Genomic DNA, 17,457 nt, shown 5'->3' with positions numbered 1-17,457 from the left:
CAAAGGTCAAATCAGGGCAAATTGAGGGCGGTTAGCCCCTGAATTGCGCTGAAGTTGAGCCAAAGCGACAGGGCTGCAATTCCGACCCCCAAGGCCCAGAAAAGCGCGTCGTGGCGCGAATCCCACGCCCCGTGGCGCCGCGCCAGCCAGACAACCACGGGATAGGCGAGCACCATCGCGGTCCCCTGTCCCAGCAACGCGCCGGTCAAGCCCCACTGGCTCGCTCCAATCAACAACCCGGCCATCATCAGGCCGGCGCGGGTTGCCGCCAACACGAAGAACCCGCGCGAATCCCCGGCTGCAAGGGCCGCATTGTCATAGGTCAGCGCGATCAGTTGCGGGATCTGCATCAGCGCAAGAAGCACAACGACACCCCCGGCCAGTTCATAGCGCGGATCATAAAGAACCAGCACCAGCCACACCCCCAGCATGGCAAACCCGAACAAGAGCGCAAACAATCCGCCCGAGAGCATCATCCGCATCCGGTGAAGGTTGGCGACATTGGCCGCGCTTCCGGACGGGGGCTTTTCACGATAGATCGGGATCATGATCCGACGCACCACCATGCCGCCCAAAAGCAGCGGGAATGAGGCGAGGAAATAGCCGATATTATAAACCCCCAGCGCCCCGAGGCTGAGGTACTTGCCCAGAACGATCTTGTCCCCCTGGCTGAGCAGGAAGCCAGCTGCCGTGGACAGGAAAATCCACTTGCCGAAATGGATCAGCTCATGTGCAGCTTTCGGTTCCCAGCGCGGTTTGTTGAGCGCGCCGGGCAGGAAGATAGTGTAAAACGCCAGCTGCATGAGGTTGGTCACAACTGCGCTGACCACAAGCGCCCAGACCGACCCGGTCATCCATGCGACAAGAACGCCAGCCCCGAGTCCGATGGTCTGCGCGACAAGGTCGATGGCCGTCAGCCGCCCCAGCACCAGCCTGCGATTGGCGCTGTCGCGTTTGGTCGGGAACAGGCCCATGATGAACAGCGTCAGCCCCACCACCGGAAGCAGTTCACGCAGCTCAGGCGCGTCATAGAAGGCCGCCACCGGTGCAGCAAGCGCCCATGTCGCTGCCCAGAGGATCAGCCCGCGCAACACCTGCACCGTCCATGCAGTATCAAGGAAATCCTTCTCCTCGCCGCGCTTGGATTGCAGGATGGATTGCGCCACCCCCATGTCCGAGAAATTCGACAGACCTTGCAGGAAGACCCAGACAAGGCTCATCAGACCGAAGGCTTCGGGAAACAGCAGCCGGGTCAGGATCAGGTTCGACGCCAGCCGCAATGCCTGTGAGCCGCCATAGCCCAGCACGGTCAGCGCCGAGGACCGCATCGCCCGGGCGGCAAGGTTTTCGCCACGGGTCAGGTTGCGCAACCGGCTCATCTTCCCCGCTCCCAGCCTGCGGCCTTGCCCGGTGTCAGTTTCACGATCAGAGCCACCCCAGCATAGACGGCAAAGCCGAGCGGGTCAGAGAGCGCCAGCCCGAGAAGGCCGCCCAGCCCAAGCGAAGGCTTGTCGTCGTTTTGCAGCAGCGTGGGATGGTCGCGTTCGATTTCCGCAACCCCGGCATTCTGCCGCCGCCGCACGCGCACGAGGTTGCCAAACCCCTCGACCAGCGGCCAGTCATAGCCTGCCGCCACGCCGATGCGTTCGTCCGGCGCGAAACTCAGCCGAACGAAGCTATCGTCGGAAATGATGGCCGGAAAGCTGTCCCAGCGCCTGCGCCCCGTTGCGTTCACCGCGAACAGCCCCGCACCGGGAACACCATGGGTCACGAACGGCACCCGCGCATAGATGCGCCCATAGGCACGGGTGGCCCATGTGCGCGCCTTGGCCAACCGCAATTGCCCGCTGGCATAGCGCGGCGCGTCGGTATCAAGCGCCTTGGCGATCTGTCCAAACAGGGCCGGATCGACGATCACATCCGCATCCAGATAGGCCCGCGTGCCGTGCGCCGCCCCGGCGTCGCCCGCGTTCAGCGCGCCCATTTTTCCCACCGCGGGCAAGTCCAACACCTCAAGCTGCCACCCCCGCGCGTCCGCCGCGTCGAAAAACGCCTGTGCCTTGGTCACGGTGTCGTCGTTGCAGCCATTGGCGACCACGATCACCTGCGCACGCGCGGGACCGTCCGACGCGAACACCGCCTCAAGACACGCGCCAATATGCGCACCCTCGTTGTTGGCCGGTATGATGATGCTGATCACGGCTGCTCTGCCCTGCTTGTTTTATGCAAAAAACCTAGCATTGGCAGGAGTCCGGCGTCATGGGAAAACTGCGCCAGCGCTCGTCCCTGTGTCACAAAAGCCCATCAAGAGGCAGAGCCACATCCGGTTCCGCTTCGAAAACCACGGTCTCGATTTCGGTCAAAAGGTACTCGCCCGTGATCCCCAGCGCACGGATACGCCCCTGATACCGATCAAAGGCATAGTCGAGCCGCTCGCCCGGCAGAAGGACGGTATCCTCGCCCGGCCCGCCATGCAAAAGATCGCCCGCCCCTTGTGCCACAAGCGTGTCATTGCCCAAGCCGGCGATCAACACGTCGCGCTTTTTGGTGCCGGTAAGGCGGTCGTCGCCATCCGTCCCGATATACACGCCACCATGCAGAAAGACGCCCTTGGCACGTTCTGCGCCCCAATGCTGGCCGCGCTGGTTATAGGCCATCAAGGCATCATGGCGCGGGGTCTTGTCCCAAAGGTGGCGCAGGTGTCCCCAACTACCCCATTTGCTGGGCTGGCCCACATCGGTAAAGGCGTTGAATGCCTGACCGCCCAGCCCGGCCCAGGCCGGAAGCAACTCGCGGTAAATCTCGCCCAATTCCTCGCTTGTGCTGAAGGTAATGAAATAGTCGGTCAAGGCGCTGTTATTGGCCCACTCCAGTACGCCGGACACGTGGCTGCCACCTTCGTACATCACCAGCGCCAGCCGGTTTTCGCGGGCCACCCGCGCCTGATAGGGCAGGGCCTTGGTCAGGATATGGTTGAGACTGCCCTTGCGCAGTGCTGCCGCTGTCTTGGCGTGAACGCCGTCGTAACGGTGTTCATCGACATAGGCGTCCAGCGCCGCCCGTTTCAGCCCGCGCTCCTCCCCATCGACGCGCGCCTTGGCCCCGGCCGCTTCCAGCCAGCCGATCACCTTGGGCGCTCCCTCATCCATACCCAGCTCGACCCCGAAATACCCTGTGACGGCATAGGCATCAAAAAACGTCACTGGTGCCGGATTGCCTTCTTTCTGCCAAAACGGGGCCTGCAACAGCCCCTTCTCCAACCCCGGCCAATCCGTGTGTGTTGCTGCCACGCGCACCAGCCGTGCGTCGGTCTCGGCGCCGAACACTTCGCCCCAGATGCGCCCCATCTCGCCCGCTTTCATACCGGCAAATTGCATCCACGCATCGTCGGCAGCATTCGCGCCCCAGCGTTCCTCGGCCTGTGCGAGCGCCCATTGCGCCTGTCGAAAGCCCCAGTTCCACAATTCATTGGAGTATTCGACATACGCCTTGAGCCCCGGATCAAGGTTGTCGCGCACATAGGCGGCAAAGCGTTTGTTGTAATCTTCATCCGCCAGATGCGGCATGCAGAACCACGGATCGGCGCCGACCTCGTTGGCCAGTCGCACCATGATTTCCATCGGCACCCCGCGCCAGCTCCACGTGAAATCGCTGACCAGCGGGCGGTCCGCCCATGTTTCCATGGTCGACCCATTGGTCTTCATCCAGTTCATGAAGCGCACCATGCGCAGGTCGTCGACCACGGCCAGCCAATCGGGATTGAACACCGCCCCGGCCTCGTAAAGCGGGATGTGATCCTCGGCCACGACCACGATGTCATGGATATAGTCACCGACCCGCTCCGGGTCCGTCATCTCGATGCGCAGGCCCACGGGCCCGTCGCCGGGCGTGTAGTCGAACCAGATTTCGCCGGGCTGTTGCCGCACCACCCGCGCGCGTCCGGTGATGCGCAGCTCTCCGGCTCCCTGCCATGTGACGCGGTACATCCCCGCCAGCCCGGTCGCGGCTTCGGGCTGATCCGTCAGGATCAGCGCTTCGACTGTTTCAATATCCTCGGGAATGCCCCAGACCCAGCCCTCTTCGTCCATCAAGCCGCGATCCAGCAGGTCGTCTGTCGACACGCCCCCCCACTGCCCCGGCAAATGCCCTACCCAGGGCCGCGCCGTCTTGAAACGGTCGATGAACGGGTGTTGCGTCGACCAGTCCGAAATGCCGCTCAACCCCATCGCCAGCGCCGGATCGGCAAGGCCAAGACCGGACTCGCTGCGTTGGTCCGGGCGCAGGGCCGGGGTCGGGAAGGCCGTACCCGGCTCGGAGGCCACAGCGGTGACCGTAGGCGGCACCACCACCTTGCGCCCACTGGCCTCGGAGCGGTTCAGGACAAGCCGGTGTATCTCGTCACGCAGCGCGCCGTATTTACCCCGCACCGTTGCGTCGATCGAGTCGGGCAGGTTCAGCGCTTGCGGCAATGGCGCGTCATATAAACCAACATAGGTAATCGCCCCGGCAAGGAAATAGAGCGTTGCCGTGCCATGCGGCGCGTCATCGGAATAGAGCGCCTCGGCCGGAATGCCATCCAGCACACCACCATTCAGCAACGCAGCTAGCGTGCTTGCCACCGGGATCAGGTCAATCTGTACAGCCGGACGCTCGGCCCGCAGCATCGACAGGAAGTCTTCATACCAGTCGTGATACTCCCCTGCATTATAGCGATAATACTTGCGCATCTGCCGCTGCGAGGGCGGAAAGGACCGCCCGTACCCCCCCATATCGGCCCAGCCTTCATAAATCACGAACCGCCCCGGCGCGGCCTCGGCCCTGGCCCGGTCGATCACCGTCAGCATCGCCGACAGCGGCGACGATCCGTCGTCATTTTTGCCGTCATAGGGTTTGTCCGGCGCCTGGTACTGGATGAAGTTCGCCGGGTTGATCATGATCACGTCCCAGCCCACATCTCCATAATTACGATACTGGCGCGTCCACGCGCGCGGCACTTCCTTGAACCGCCAATTCGCCTTGGCACGCTCCGACCCGGCAAAATCGCGCAGGAACCCCCATTGTCCATCCAGCGCAAAATCGTTGCCCGCCGCCGCTGCGATCTTGGCGATCCAGTGCGGCGCCGTGGTTTCGTCACTGTCGGTCAGGTGGTGGATCAGGCTGTTACCGTAGACATAGACCTTGAGCGTCTCGGCCTGCGCTGCCCCACTCAAGGCAAGGCACATCGCCAGAATGCCGCCAATCAATCGCATGTTGTCTCCCCGCTGCAGGCTTGTCCAACTATGTGGCGATTCCGCCGGGTGTTCCAAGGGTTGCGTTGAAATCACACCATTTCCTGGCCCAAGCGGGTGACAATCTGTCGGATTTCACGGCGCGTGGCAAAAAACTACGTATTCTTACCGCCTTGTTCGAGGGCCTTCCCAGCGGGCAGTCTGAGGGCCGGAGGACAAGCGCGCTAACGGGAGAGGGCACGATGATCGGTACGGCAGATCCTGCAACCAAGGGCTTTGACACAGAGCGGCTAGAGCGTATCCGCGTCTGGATGGATGCGTTGGTCGCGGATCGCAAATATGCGGGCAATTCGCTTTTGGTTGCGCGGGATGGAGATGTGGTGTTCGACCATGCCACCGGACTGCGCGATCTCGACACCGGCCTGCCGTTCGAACGCGATACCGTGGCGCGGATCTATTCCATGACCAAGCCGATCACGACCGTCGCCCTGATGATGCTGGCCGAACGTGGGCTGTTCCACCTTGACGCACCGGTATCCGATTTCATCCCTGCCTTTGCCGATTGTCAGGCCCTGATCCCCGGCGCGACGACGATGGATCAGACCGAACCCTGCGCCACCCCGACCCTGCACCACCTTGCGACCCATACCAGCGGGCTGAGCTATCCGTTCAACCCGGGTCTCCTGTCACAGGCGATGGACGCCGAAGACATGCTGTTCAAACCCAACCAAGGGTCGCTTGCGGCAATGGTGGACAAGGTCGCGGCCCTACCGCTGGCCTTTCATCCGGGCACGCGCTGGGAATATTCGGTCGGCATCGACATTCTGGGCCGCGTGATCGAAGTGGTGTCGGGCAAATCGCTGGATGCTTTCTTCCGCGAAGAAATCCTTGATCCGCTGGGCATGCATGAGACCGGCTTTTCCGTCATGCCGGGCACCCAAGAGCGCTTTGCCGCGCTTTACACCCCGCTGGCAGGGGACGCATTTGACCTGAACTCGGCCGAAACGGGCGGCGACACGCTGCGCCTCACCGATGCGCCCGGCACATCGCCGTTCCGCAATGCCGATATGTATTCCGGCGGCGGTGGGTTGGTCGGCACCATCGACGATTATTTGCGCTTTACCGAGATGCTGCGCCGGGGCGGGCGTTTGGGTGATTTGCGCCTCTTGGGGCCGCGCACCGTTGACTTCATGACCCGTAACCACCTTCCGGGCGACATCGCCTCGATGGGGCCGGAAAGCTTTGCCGAACAGCCCATGGAGGGCATGGGGTTTGGCCTTGGCGGATCGGTTGTGCTTGATCCCGGTCGCGCGCGCTGCCCAGGCTCCGTTGGGGATTTCAGCTGGGGCGGCATGGCGTCGACCTTCTTCTGGTTCGATCCGGTCGAGGCGCTCTCGGTCGTGTTCTTCACCCAGCTTTCGCCCTCAAGCTCCTATCCCACGCGCCCACAGCTCAAGGCGCTGGTGCATGCCGCCTTGGCAGGATGATTTCGTGATCCGCTGATTCTGCCCTAGGCTGCCTCTTGCGCAACAGGAGGCCCGCCATGGCATTGAAGGATCACTACGAGAATCCCGTCACCACCACATCCACCGCGGCCCGCGATGCATATGACCGTGGCGTGCGCCTGTTCCTGAGCGGACAATATGGCCCCATCGCGGAATTTGACGCCTGCGTCGCCGCCGATCCGGGCTTTGCCCTTGGTCATGCCGGGCTGGCCCGGGCGCGGATGATGGGCGGGGACATGGCCGGAGCCAAAGAGAGCATCGCCATGGCCGAGGCGCTTGGCAGTTCTTCCCGGCGCGAAGCCCAGCATATCGCGGCCATGGCGGCGCTTCTGGCAGGCAAGGCCGTTGAAGCCCGCCGCCTTGTGCGCGCCCATGTGCAGGAATTCCCGCGCGACGCGCTCCTGGCCCAGCTATGCACCAATATCTTCGGGCTGATCGGCTTTTCGGGAAAGGTCGGGCGCGAGGCAGACCTGTTTGCCTATACCAGCACCCTATTCCCGCATTACGGCGATGACTGGTGGATGATGTCGATGCACGCCCTGTCGCTTTGTGAAGTGGGCGAGGCTGACGAGTCGCTGACCCTGATGGAACAGGCTCTGGCGATCAATCCCGAGAACGCGCACGGGGTGCATTTCAAGGCCCATGCCCAGTACGAGATCGGCGAGACCGCCGCCGGTCGGGCCTATCTCGATACATGGCTGGCCGATTATGACAATCGCGGCCTGTTGCATTGCCACCTGAGCTGGCATTCCGCGCTCTGGGCGCTGCATGATGGCGAGGCTGAAACCATGTGGCGTGCGGTGGATAGCGGCGTTGCTCCGGGATCGGCCCACGGCCTGCCGCTGAATGTCGTGACCGATGCCGCCGCGATCTATCACCGCGCAGAACTCGCGGGCATCGAGGTGGACCCGGCGCGTTGGAAAACGCTCAGCGACTATGCCGCGTCCTTCTTTCCCAATCCGGGACAAAGCTTTGCCGACATGCATGTGGCCCTCGCCCATGCCATGGCCGGTGAGGGAGAGCGGCTGTCGGTGCTGGCGGAAACCGATCAGGGATTTGCCGGCGATCTCATAGCGCCGGTGGCACGCACCTGGCGGGCCGTGGCGCGTGGGGATTGGGCCGGGGCATTGGCGGAACTCACGCCCGTTTTGGCCTGCGCGCAAAGGATTGGCGGCAGCCGGGCACAGCGCGATCTCTTGGAGCTGACCTACGCCAATATCCTTCTGAAACTCGGCCGTGCCGACGAGGCCCGGCGCAGCCTTGCGACCCGGCGCCCCATATTGGCCGATGCCCCGCCTGTTGAGGGGTTAACGTAACCTTGCGCACGGCGACTTAAAGCGGCTGTTTTCGTGGAGACGTGCAATCCATACCGACGCAATACCGACGTTATACCGACGTGAAACCGAACCGTGTTTTGCCGCTAAATCAGCGTGTTAACCCGATTCGGGCCCATAAGTTGCTGAATGCGAAAATAATCGCCGCCACACATACGATCGACGGACCCGCCGGGGTGTCATAGTGATAGGATGCCCACAGTCCGCCCATGGCCGAGGCCGCACCAATACCCGCCGCGCCAAACGCCATGCTTTCAGGCGAGCGCGCCAAGGCCCGCGCGCTTGCCGCCGGGATGATCAGCAGGGCCACGATCAGCAATGCCCCGACCACCTTGATCGCCACTGCGACCACCAGCGCCAGCCCCAGCGTCAGAACCATCTGTTCGCGTTTGGGATCAATGCCGCTGGCATAGGCAAGGTCGGGGTTCAATGTTGCCGTCAGCAACCCCTGCCAGCGCCATGCCATCAACCCGATCACCAAGGCCACACCTGACCAGATCACAGCCAGATCGCCTTTGCCCACGGCAAGAATATCACCAAACAGGTAAGACATCAGGTCAAGCCGCACGCCCTGCAGAAAGCTCACTGCGACAAGTCCAAAGGCCAGCGCGGAATGCGCCAGAACACCGAGCAACGTATCCATTGCATAGCCGCGCCCCGAGAGGGTTGAAACTGTAAGCGCCATGACCAGCGCGACCGCCAAAGCGCCAACAAAGACAGAGGTTCCAAAGGCCAGCGACAACGCCACACCAAGGATCGCGGCATGCGCGGTGGCGTCTCCGAAATAGGCCATCCGGCGCCAGACCACGAAACACCCCAAAGGTGCCGCAGCCAGCGCCACGCCGATCCCGGCCAACAGCGCACGCACGAGGAAATCGTCAAGCATGGGTATGGGCCTCGTGGTCGTGCGTGTGATCATGATCGCAGTTTTCGTGATCGTGGTGGTGGTCGTGTTCATGGCGATAAAGCGCCAGTGCCCCATGAGTGCCAGTCCCGAACAGCGCCCGGTATTCCGGGGCCGAGGCGACGATCTCAGGCGTGCCATGACAACACACATGCCCGTTCAGACAGATCACCCGGTCGCTCGCACTCATGACCACGTGCAACTCGTGGCTCACCATCAGGATGGCGGCCCCGGTTTCGCGGCGCACCTGTTCGATCTGGGCATAAAGGTCGGCCGATCCCGGTTGATCCAGCCCGGTTGTTGGCTCGTCCAGGATCAGAAGGTCCGGATTTTCAAGTAACGCGCGAGCCAGCAGGACCCTTTGGAATTGTCCGCCCGAAAGTCCGGTCATTTGCCTGTCAGCCAACCCTGCGGCCCCGGCCTGTACCAGTGCGGCCGCAATGTCGCCAGGCGCGCGGCGGCGGGGCAGGGACAGGAAACGTTCCACTCTAAGCGGCAGGGTCTGGTCAATGCTCAGGCTTTGAGGGACATAGCCGATGCGCAGGCCCGCCGCGCGCTTCACCTCGCCCGCGTTGGGGCGTAACGCCCCGATAATACAGCGTAAAAGCGTGGTTTTGCCCGACCCGTTCGGTCCGACAATGGTGACGATCTCGCCCTTGTCGATGTTCAGGTCCACATTCGAAAGGGCTTGGTGATCACCATGCGAAATGCTGAGCCCGGATACCGTGATAAGGCTCATGCGGCGCTCTTTTCACGACAGGCGGGGCACAGCCCCTCGGCCTCGATGACCGTGGTTTCAATGGCAAATCCGACCCGTTCAGCAGCTGCCCCAAGGCTGTTTCTAAGCGACATGCCGGTTTCGGCCACAACACCACAGTCGCGGCAGATCAGGAACACCGGCGCGTGATCGTCGCCCGGATGTGAGCAGGCAATATAGGCGTTCAGCCGCTCGATCTTGTGCGCGAACCCGTTGCCAACGAGAAAGTCGAGAGCGCGATAGACCACGGGCGGCTGTGCGCCGTAGCCTTCATCGGCCATTAACCCCAAAATGTCATAAGCGCCCATGGCCCGGTGTTCCTGCAACAGGATCTCCAGAACGCGCCGCCTCCCTTTGGTAAGGCGCAACCCGCGCGCTTCGCAGGCGCTTTCCGCCGCGTCCAGCGCACCGGCCATGCATGCCGTGTGATCATGTTTCTCAAATCCGATTTCGCTCATCGGAGTCCTTTCTTAGAAATGGCACTTGATATAGTATAACATTTCTTTTAGAGCCAGAACCTCTTTTATCCGAAGGTCCACCCATATGTCCAGATTTGCCCGCTTCTTCCCTGCCCTGCTTGCGTGGCCTGTTTTTGCGCAGGCCGAAGTGCCCAAGGTCGTGACCGATATCGCCCCGGTTCAGTACCTCGTGGCTGGCGTCATGCACGGTGTCGGCACCCCCAAGCTTTTGATCCGCCCTGGTACATCGCCGCATGACTATGCCATGCGCCCGTCCGAAGCCCGCGCGCTACAGGAGGCCGACCTCGTTGTCTGGATCGGGCCGGAGCTTACACCGTCACTTGAAGAGAGCATTGGTACGCTCGCGGGGTCGGCGGTGCAGATCACGCTTCTGGACGTGACTGATACCCGCCGTCTGCCCTTTCGTGACGGGATAATCTTTGATCATGACAGTGAAGAAGAGCATTCGGAGCACGGCGACGACGAACACGAAGCGCATGATGATCACGAAACACATGATGCGGGCGACGCTCATGACCACGATCATGATGGGCTTGACCCGCATGCCTGGCTCGACCCGGTCAATGCACAGGTCTGGGTTCATGCGATTGCCGCGCAGCTTTCCGAGATGGATCCCGGCAATGCCGCCATCTATGACGGCAACGCCGCGACTTTGTCGGCCGATCTTGAGGCGCTGACCAAGGAAACCCGCGCGCGTCTTGAACTGATGCGCGACCGTCGGTTTGTCGTATTCCACGATGCCTACCAGTATTTCGAAACCCGCTTTGGCCTGCACCTGACCGGGGCGCTTTTGCACAGCGACGGCGCTCCCCCGAGCGCGGGGCGTCTGCGCGCGCTTCATGAGGAGCTGGAGCACGAACAGGTGCACTGCATCTTCACCGAACCGCAGTTCGACCCCAAGATCGTCGCGGCGATTTCGGAAAACGGAGAGATTCCGGTGGTCGAGCTGGATCCGATTGGTGTGGGGCTGGACGGGGGAAGCGGTCTCTATCAGCGTCTCATCGCCCGTATGGGCGAGCAGTTTGCAACCTGCCTTGAGCCAAAGGGTTAAACGCTGAGAAACACCATGTTGGCCATCCCCCAGAGCACCAGTTGAAAATGCGTGTTCTGGGCGCCTTCATGGGCAAACCAATAGCTGAAATGGTTGCCGACGATGGTGAACATGGCCCAGATCGCGGTGAATAACAGCGCGCCGATCAGAGCGACATCGCGCGCCAGTGATGGCAGCGCTATACCCACAGCAGCCAGTCCCAAGAGAACGACGCCGCTCCACATGATCAATGCGGTGACGAGTTCCGACGCGACAATCAGGCGGAAAAGACCTTTCTGAACCCCGCGGTTGTTGATGGCGCGGTGTTCGACGCGGGCGTATTCCTGTGGCCAGTCATTGCGCATGCGCTCCATGGTCAGAACCTGTGCCGTGAAGACCTCGTTCACGGGAGGGTGCAGGATATTGTCGCGTACCCCGGTTGTCAGCCACGCCGCCGGAAGCGCCAGCGATACGGTTTGCGCAAAAAGCGTCATGTCCATGGGGTTGTCCTCTCATGAAAACGGGCCACCCGAAGGCGGCCCGCATGTTGCTTCAGGTCGGGATCAGGTCCAGGCGAGGTCTGCCGGACGGATCTCGAACGAAATGTGGTGTGCCGCACCGGCCAAACCCTCGCGGGCATGGTTGTAGAGCGACCGCCAGTAAGGCTGGATCGTGACAGCGTCCTCTTGCAGGATCGCTTCGCCTTTGGCCATCAGCGCACGGCGCTTTTCAACGTCAGCCGTAGCGAGTGCTTCTTCCAGAATGGCGTCGAAATCGGGGTTGGAGTAGCCGAATTCGTTCCATGCTTCGCCCGACTTATAGGCCAGCGCCCAGATCTGAACGCCCAGCGGACGGTGGTTCCAGTTGGTCGACGAGAACGGGTACTTGGTCCAGTCGTTCCAGAAGGTCGAACCGGGCAGGATGGTACGCTTGACGTTGAAGCCCGCATCCCGCAGCTGCGCGGCGACGGCGTCAGTGGTGTTCTTGCGCCATGCGTCGTCGATCGAGTGGATTTCCATCTCGAAATCGCCCATGCCCGCTTCGTCCAGAAGCGCCTTGGCAGCGGCCGGATCATGCTTGGGCATGCCGATATCGGCGTATTCCGGGTGGGCCGGTCCGACATGGTGGTTGGCCGCGACAACGCCGCGCCCGTCATAGCCCAGTTCGAGCAACACGTTGTTGTCCACGGCCATGGCGATGGCCTGGCGCACGCGCTTGTCGGCGTATGGCTTAACGCCCTCCACTTCGGCAAGCTGGTTCGGACGGATAACGATGGTGGCCATGGTGACAACCTCGTTCTCGACCCAGCCATCGAGAGACGAGATGATGTCGATGAATTCGCCGTCAACCGAATAGAGCATGTCGACTTCTTCGGCCTCTGCGGCAGCCATCCACGCAGCCGGGTCGGTGCCATAGTCGATATATTCGATACGATCCATGAACGCACCGTTGCCTTCGTTCCACCAGGTATGGCTTTCGTTGCGCACGAGCACACCCTTGACGCCCACTTCGAGGCTTTCCGGCAGGTAGGGGCCCGTGCCGACCGGATTGCCAAGCATGTTGTCGGCATTGTGCGAACTGTGCACGATCGCAGCCGGGTAGTCGGCCATGCCGGGAACAAGCGAGATGTCCGGCTTGGGCAGGTTCAGGCGCACCGTATGGCTGTCGACAACCTCGACCGCACCATCGATGGCCTTGTTGGTGTTCGCATCGATCAGCGTGGCAAAGCGGCCCGCCATCGAGTTGCCCTCAACGTCCTTGTCGCACCATGCGATGATGTTGCGTGCAACATCTTCCGCAGTGAAATCGTCGCCGTTGTTCCACTTCACGCCCTTACGCACGTTCAGGGTATAGGTCTTGGCGTCGTCCGAGATGTCCCAGCTTTCCAGAAGCTGCGGTTGGAACGTACCGTCGTTTTCGTACGTGATCAGGTATTCCAGCCACCCACGCGAGAAGTTGGCGATTTGCGACCAGTCATAGGTGCGCGGATCCTTGAGCGCGCGCACCTCCATCTGGATGCGCACCGTGCCGCCCATCTTGGCGTGGCTGCCCGCCTGCGCCGGAGCGGCCATGCCGATCATCGAATAGGCGGTTGCCGCAGTTGCCCCGAAGGCGCTGGCCAGCGCCAGGAATTCGCGGCGGTTGACCGGGTCCGTGCCGACCTTGGACGCCTGGTCCACGATCACGTCAGGCAGCGGCTGTCCGTTACGTTTGTAAAAAGTCATGATGTTCCTCTCTGTTGGTCATTCCGGGGTGCCCCGGTGTGCAGTGTGCCTGCATTATTGCAGCGGCCCAGACGACCGCATCTTTGGTGTTTCGGGTATAATCCCCCCTCGGGACAGTCCCAAAAATCGGGCTTTGCATGGCAATTCAATGCCTTCCGCACCGCGCTCTGATCATATCCAGCCATATGATAGGTCCGGTATGCAACAGATTTCCGATCTTTTTTTCGTGAGGTGCTCTGAGCGACGGACCGAGACGTGCCACAGTCGGAAACTGTAGTGGAGGGGGCCGGAACCGGCAGGAGTGGGCTGTCGGAATGCCAGAGCATAGTTGATTGTAGCGTTTGCATGCGCTGATTCCTCTGGTCCGATAACGACCCCACGAGTGCAATATTCGACATCATGGGTCGCTTTACTGCCATTCCTCTGCGGCTTTTTGCCAAAGTCTCCTGCAAATGGACCACTGGTTGTCCATCATTCGGGGATCATGGCCTCGATTTCTTCAGGCGTCTTATGCTTGACGTTTTCCCATTCGAGCGACTTGCCCGAGTTCAGCAACCCCTTCGGGTCCATCCGTTTTTTCCACGCAAGGTGCCGGTAGTCGGCATTCTTGAGCCCGCCCCCTTCGACCATGCACACATGCGCGTCGTACACCGGAAAGCCGTTCGCCTCGTAGGTGGCCTCGATCTCGTGAAGGCGGTCTTCTGTGGAATACCAAACGATCGGCAGATCAAACGAGACGATCTGTCCATCAAGAAGCGCGAATTCGTGGTGTTGCCACACATCGTCCCCAAGCTTGGGGCCAAGGTCGGTAATCGCTGCAGGATCGGGCGGTGTCGGACAACCCACTTGTAGATAGGTCGCGCTGCGGTCCGCCTTCAGGACTTGGAGTGTGGTATGGTTATAGGCAAATTCGAACACATGGGGCAGTTTGGCCGCCTTGAGCTCGGTCTCGGACATCGCAAGGTCCACGGTGCCACCTTGTTCGGCGATCAGGGCACGGTAGGCGTCCATGTCCTCGACCGGAACCAACGAGGTCATCAGGTGCTTTCCAGGGCGCAGGTGATCCGCAAGGCGCGGGAAATACGCACATATCCGTGCGTCCACGGTGGACACAAGCTTGCGATGGATATCGGGCGCGCAGGCCAGCGCGTACCCCGCGCCGTAGGCTTTGGGGTAACTGTCAAACGTCGCCATGCATCCGATCCATTTTTGGTGCGGTACGGTTCGAAGGGTCACTTCGGTAATGACGCCATTCAGACCCCAGGCATGGTGGATCTGGTTGACGTCTTGGCCTTCAAACAGGCGCAACTTTGGAGTGTCCTCGACGCTCATTGCCTTGAGTGAAATGATGTTTCCGGGATCGCGCAGCATGCCCTGGGCAACCGATCCGATGCCCGATGAACCTCCTGCGATGAAACCGCCGATGGTGGCGATGTCCTGTGTCGACGGAAAGATGGCCAGTTCCCAGCCTTTCGCGTGTAGGGCGGCGTTGATCTCTTCGATATTGGCTCCGGCTTCGGCAGTGACATAGCCATCACCGATGTCGAGAATGCGGTTCATCGCTGTGGTCTCGATGATCAGCCCGCCATCCAGCGGTACAGCCTGCCCGTAATTGCCAGTCCCGCCCCCGCGAAGCACAATCGGCGCGTCATGGGCATAGGCCACGCTCAGGCAATGTGCCATTTCTTCGGGTGTCTTTGGCAGCGCTACAAGGTCGCCGAAGCTTCGGCGCAACTGGCTGTTCAGGATGGGCGAGTACCAGAAGAAATCGCGCGATCGTTTCTTGACGAGAACCGGCTCGGAGATGGTTGCCACCGGGGCGAGTTCCTCGGCGAAACTGGCCCAGTTGAGGTTGGATTTCCCGGATATGCTGTCGGTCATTGAAGATGCTCCTTCAGAAGGTCAGTTGCGGGCCTGTGCGCTGCGCCGCTGATCAAGTGCGAAAGATCGCTCGCATCTGCGATCCGAAGGTCATTGAGATGAGCACCGTCGATTGGAGTGGGGTTCATGCCAAGCGCGGTGCGCGCATCGGTGGTGATGGTTCGCAACCAGCGCCCGAGCGGCGGGTCGAGATGTCCGGCCAGTATCGCCAGTTCAAGCGCATAAAGCGGGTCGTGCCGCCCGACTGGGCAAAAGGCATCACGTACATTGTCGCTACCCAACAGGATCGGGACACCTGCCGCGGCCAGCGCGTCAAGCGGGGTCAGGCCGCGCAGTCCGGGGGTATGTGGATCGCGCCCCTGAAGATAAAGGTTGGTCGTGGGCAGGGCGACAATGGTGATCCGCGCGCGCGCCAGCTTGTCCGCGATCCGCCTGAACTCATCAGGTGTGCAGGTGGCAAGGCTGACTGCGTGCCCGCAGAGGATAGGCCCGTCGAAACGGGTTTCCAGGGCCATATCGGCAATGGCCTCCAAGCCGTTGATTTTCGGGTCGAGCGTTTCGTCGACATGAAAATCAAGCGGCAGACCGTGATCCGCTGCCAAGGCGAACATGTTACGTAACCCCGTCGGGATCTGGGTGTGACCAAGGACAAAGGCGCCAAGGGCATGGCCGTCCGGAACAACCCGCGCCACGGTCGCCGCAAAAGTCGGGTCCGCCATCTGGTCTATGCCGGCAAGCGGCGAGAGTTGAAGAGTCAGGGCGCTTTCCTGAGCCAGTTCCAGTAGTACGTGCCACGCGGTTGGCGGTGTGGCCTCATGCCCCCAGTCCACATGACTGCGCAGCGTATGGCATCCCGCCGCAATGGCTTCGTCAAGCCCCCGTTGAGCGCGGGTGCGGATGTCGGATTCGCTCCAATATGCCTTGTCCCTCATCTGGGCTTCGATGGCCGCGAGAAGATCGCCACCGGAGTGGGGCATTCGGGATATCGTGTGACACTTGTCGAGGTGGCAATGCGGCTCGGTCAATGCCGGGAACAGCAGGCGTGGGGCAGTTTGCGCAGCCGCTGACGGGCGCATCCCGACGACGCGGCCGCGGCTCAGGATCAAGTCGCCGTGCACGCAATCATTGACGGAGGTGCCGTGAAATTGTTCCCGTCGATGGATCAGGTCCAATGGGATTGAAATGTCGGGCAGGATGGCGATGGCTTGGGTCTCCACGGATTACGCCTCCGGGTCGAAATGTGCGAAGTCGAGCAAGAAAGCGGCAAAGTTGCGAGCGGCGCTGTTCAACATCGCCTCGCCTTTCTCGACCGTCGCCGCAGAAGCATCGCCGCAGGCCCCCGAGGCCTGCAGATCGTCGATGATCCAACCGGGGCGCATTGCCTGACCATTGAGGCCGATCCATCGCTGCTCTGCCTGCCATTTCCGGCTTTTCGAGCGAAAATCCCCGGTGGCCTGCATGTCCACAAGATCGGCGCGCGCGGCAAGCATCGGACTGGTTTCGCTGTCGCCGCCATGCTGGTCGTGGTCAAGATTGTCCGGTGCCATCACTCCGTTCCAGTCCGCAAAGCTGAACCAGCTGCCATGCGCCGTAATGATGCCGTGTTTCACGCGCATCTCGCGGCTGGCGATTTCAAGCACGGCGGTGTTGCCGCCATGCCCGTTCAACATGGCAAGACGTGTGATCCCGGCCCTCGTGACGCTGTCGCCGATGTCTTCAAGCATCGCCAGAAGCGTGGTGGCTGAGAGCGCAAGCGTGCCGGGATGGTTAGAGTGTTCGTTACTCTTGGTGATGCGCAGTGTGGGCAGGATCAGTGCGTTGGTGCCCTTGTCCCAATGGGGAAGGCTGCGCGAGAGCACGGCGTCAACAAGGTCGCTGTCCACGGATAACGGCAGGTGGGGGCCGTGTTGCTCTGTCGCACCAAGCGGGAGAACAGCGATTGTATCCGCGGGCAGATCGCGAAATTGAGGGGCCTTGAGATCGGACCAGTATCCCTGCATGTGCCAGCCTTTCCAAAAGTCGGGAAAACGCCGAGGCAGAAATGCAAAAGCCACGCGCCGCCCCGAGTGGGTGGTGAACGTGGCCCTATGTCTGTGCCAGAGATGTCGGAAATT

At 61.5% G+C, this 17,457-nt stretch carries 14 protein-coding genes; 3 read left to right on the top strand and 11 right to left on the bottom strand.

Annotated elements, in window-relative coordinates; genetic code table 11:
- Positions 1 to 11 precede the first annotated feature (11 nt).
- From BMZ35_RS06180 to BMZ35_RS06170, 3 genes are all read right to left on the bottom strand, one after another.
- Positions 12 to 1,379, bottom strand: a complete 1,368-nt coding sequence (locus tag BMZ35_RS06180) for an oligosaccharide flippase family protein (RefSeq protein WP_093091868.1) — start codon at positions 1,377 to 1,379, stop codon at positions 12 to 14.
- The gene (locus tag BMZ35_RS06175; protein WP_242654702.1) at positions 1,376 to 2,200 is read right to left on the bottom strand and encodes a glycosyltransferase family 2 protein; all 825 of its coding nucleotides are present in this window, start codon (positions 2,198 to 2,200) and stop codon (positions 1,376 to 1,378) included. The genes BMZ35_RS06180 and BMZ35_RS06175 overlap by 4 nt, the downstream gene beginning before the upstream one ends.
- A 91-nt stretch (positions 2,201 to 2,291) precedes the next feature.
- Complete coding sequence (locus BMZ35_RS06170; protein WP_093091866.1) at positions 2,292 to 5,249, bottom strand: hypothetical protein; 2,958 nt, start codon at positions 5,247 to 5,249, stop codon at positions 2,292 to 2,294.
- Positions 5,250 to 5,470: 221 nt separating this feature from the next.
- Between BMZ35_RS06170 and BMZ35_RS06165 the strand changes: the two genes are divergently transcribed.
- Both BMZ35_RS06165 and BMZ35_RS06160 read left to right on the top strand, forming a co-directional pair.
- Positions 5,471 to 6,715: a serine hydrolase domain-containing protein gene (locus BMZ35_RS06165; protein ID WP_093091864.1), complete on the top strand. Its 1,245-nt coding sequence runs from the start codon at positions 5,471 to 5,473 to the stop codon at positions 6,713 to 6,715.
- Between the two features lie 56 nt (positions 6,716 to 6,771).
- Positions 6,772 to 8,049: a tetratricopeptide repeat protein gene (locus tag BMZ35_RS06160; protein ID WP_093091862.1), complete on the top strand. Its 1,278-nt coding sequence runs from the start codon at positions 6,772 to 6,774 to the stop codon at positions 8,047 to 8,049.
- A gap of 109 nt (positions 8,050 to 8,158) precedes the next feature.
- Here BMZ35_RS06160 and BMZ35_RS06155 read toward each other — a convergent pair whose 3' ends face one another.
- The 3 genes from BMZ35_RS06155 to BMZ35_RS06145 are packed head-to-tail and all read right to left on the bottom strand — an operon-like array spanning position 8,159 to position 10,186.
- A complete protein-coding gene (locus BMZ35_RS06155; protein WP_093091860.1) occupies positions 8,159 to 8,953 on the bottom strand; it encodes a metal ABC transporter permease in 795 nt (264 codons plus the stop codon).
- Positions 8,946 to 9,710: a metal ABC transporter ATP-binding protein gene (locus tag BMZ35_RS06150; protein WP_093091858.1), complete on the bottom strand. Its 765-nt coding sequence runs from the start codon at positions 9,708 to 9,710 to the stop codon at positions 8,946 to 8,948. The genes BMZ35_RS06155 and BMZ35_RS06150 overlap by 8 nt, the downstream gene beginning before the upstream one ends.
- Positions 9,707 to 10,186, bottom strand: coding sequence for a transcriptional repressor (locus tag BMZ35_RS06145; protein ID WP_093091856.1), 480 nt, complete (start codon positions 10,184 to 10,186; stop codon positions 9,707 to 9,709). Before BMZ35_RS06145 ends, BMZ35_RS06150 begins: the two co-directional genes overlap by 4 nt.
- 85 nt (positions 10,187 to 10,271) lie before the next feature.
- Here BMZ35_RS06145 and BMZ35_RS06140 point away from each other — a divergent pair, with 85 nt between their 5' ends.
- Complete coding sequence (locus BMZ35_RS06140) at positions 10,272 to 11,258, top strand: zinc ABC transporter substrate-binding protein (protein WP_093091854.1); 987 nt, start codon at positions 10,272 to 10,274, stop codon at positions 11,256 to 11,258.
- Here the strand turns inward: BMZ35_RS06140 and BMZ35_RS06135 are convergent.
- The 5 genes from BMZ35_RS06135 to BMZ35_RS06115 all read right to left on the bottom strand — a co-directional run bounded on the left by BMZ35_RS06135 (position 11,255) and on the right by BMZ35_RS06115 (position 17,343).
- Positions 11,255 to 11,737 carry a DUF2165 family protein gene (locus BMZ35_RS06135; RefSeq protein ID WP_093091852.1) on the bottom strand — a complete coding sequence of 161 codons (483 nt, stop codon included), beginning with the start codon at positions 11,735 to 11,737 and terminating at the stop codon, positions 11,255 to 11,257. The genes BMZ35_RS06140 and BMZ35_RS06135 overlap by 4 nt on opposite strands.
- 63 nt (positions 11,738 to 11,800) lie before the next feature.
- Positions 11,801 to 13,462: an ABC transporter substrate-binding protein gene (locus BMZ35_RS06130; protein ID WP_093091850.1), complete on the bottom strand. Its 1,662-nt coding sequence runs from the start codon at positions 13,460 to 13,462 to the stop codon at positions 11,801 to 11,803.
- Positions 13,463 to 13,933: 471 nt separating this feature from the next.
- Positions 13,934 to 15,343, bottom strand: coding sequence for an FAD-binding oxidoreductase (locus BMZ35_RS06125; protein WP_093091848.1), 1,410 nt, complete (start codon positions 15,341 to 15,343; stop codon positions 13,934 to 13,936).
- Positions 15,340 to 16,560 (bottom strand): amidohydrolase family protein, encoded by a 1,221-nt coding sequence (locus BMZ35_RS06120; RefSeq protein WP_242654701.1) that lies wholly within the window; start codon positions 16,558 to 16,560, stop codon positions 15,340 to 15,342. The genes BMZ35_RS06125 and BMZ35_RS06120 overlap by 4 nt, the downstream gene beginning before the upstream one ends.
- A gap of 3 nt (positions 16,561 to 16,563) precedes the next feature.
- The gene (locus BMZ35_RS06115; RefSeq protein ID WP_093091846.1) at positions 16,564 to 17,343 is read right to left on the bottom strand and encodes a creatininase family protein; all 780 of its coding nucleotides are present in this window, start codon (positions 17,341 to 17,343) and stop codon (positions 16,564 to 16,566) included.
- Positions 17,344 to 17,457 lie beyond the last annotated feature (114 nt).

It is taken from the genome of Shimia aestuarii, assembly GCF_900114635.1.
Lineage (GTDB): Bacteria > Pseudomonadota > Alphaproteobacteria > Rhodobacterales > Rhodobacteraceae > Shimia > Shimia aestuarii.
This window is presented reverse-complemented; position numbering and strand designations above follow the sequence as displayed.

Bases quoted from the DNA above. Each gene is read 5' to 3' on its own strand.
- BMZ35_RS06180 (WP_093091868.1), bottom strand. From the start codon at position 1,379: ATGAGCCGGTTGCGCAACCTGACCCGTGGCGAAAACCTTGCCGCCCGG.
- BMZ35_RS06170 (WP_093091866.1), bottom strand. From the start codon at position 5,249: ATGCGATTGATTGGCGGCATTCTGGCGATGTGCCTTGCCTTGAGTGGG.
- BMZ35_RS06165 (WP_093091864.1), top strand. From the start codon at position 5,471: ATGATCGGTACGGCAGATCCTGCAACCAAGGGCTTTGACACAGAGCGG.
- BMZ35_RS06160 (WP_093091862.1), top strand. From the start codon at position 6,772: ATGGCATTGAAGGATCACTACGAGAATCCCGTCACCACCACATCCACC.
- BMZ35_RS06155 (WP_093091860.1), bottom strand. From the start codon at position 8,953: ATGCTTGACGATTTCCTCGTGCGTGCGCTGTTGGCCGGGATCGGCGTG.
- BMZ35_RS06150 (WP_093091858.1), bottom strand. From the start codon at position 9,710: ATGAGCCTTATCACGGTATCCGGGCTCAGCATTTCGCATGGTGATCAC.
- BMZ35_RS06145 (WP_093091856.1), bottom strand. From the start codon at position 10,186: ATGAGCGAAATCGGATTTGAGAAACATGATCACACGGCATGCATGGCC.
- BMZ35_RS06140 (WP_093091854.1), top strand. From the start codon at position 10,272: ATGTCCAGATTTGCCCGCTTCTTCCCTGCCCTGCTTGCGTGGCCTGTT.
- BMZ35_RS06135 (WP_093091852.1), bottom strand. From the start codon at position 11,737: ATGGACATGACGCTTTTTGCGCAAACCGTATCGCTGGCGCTTCCGGCG.
- BMZ35_RS06130 (WP_093091850.1), bottom strand. From the start codon at position 13,462: ATGACTTTTTACAAACGTAACGGACAGCCGCTGCCTGACGTGATCGTG.
- BMZ35_RS06125 (WP_093091848.1), bottom strand. From the start codon at position 15,343: ATGACCGACAGCATATCCGGGAAATCCAACCTCAACTGGGCCAGTTTC.
- BMZ35_RS06115 (WP_093091846.1), bottom strand. From the start codon at position 17,343: ATGCAGGGATACTGGTCCGATCTCAAGGCCCCTCAATTTCGCGATCTG.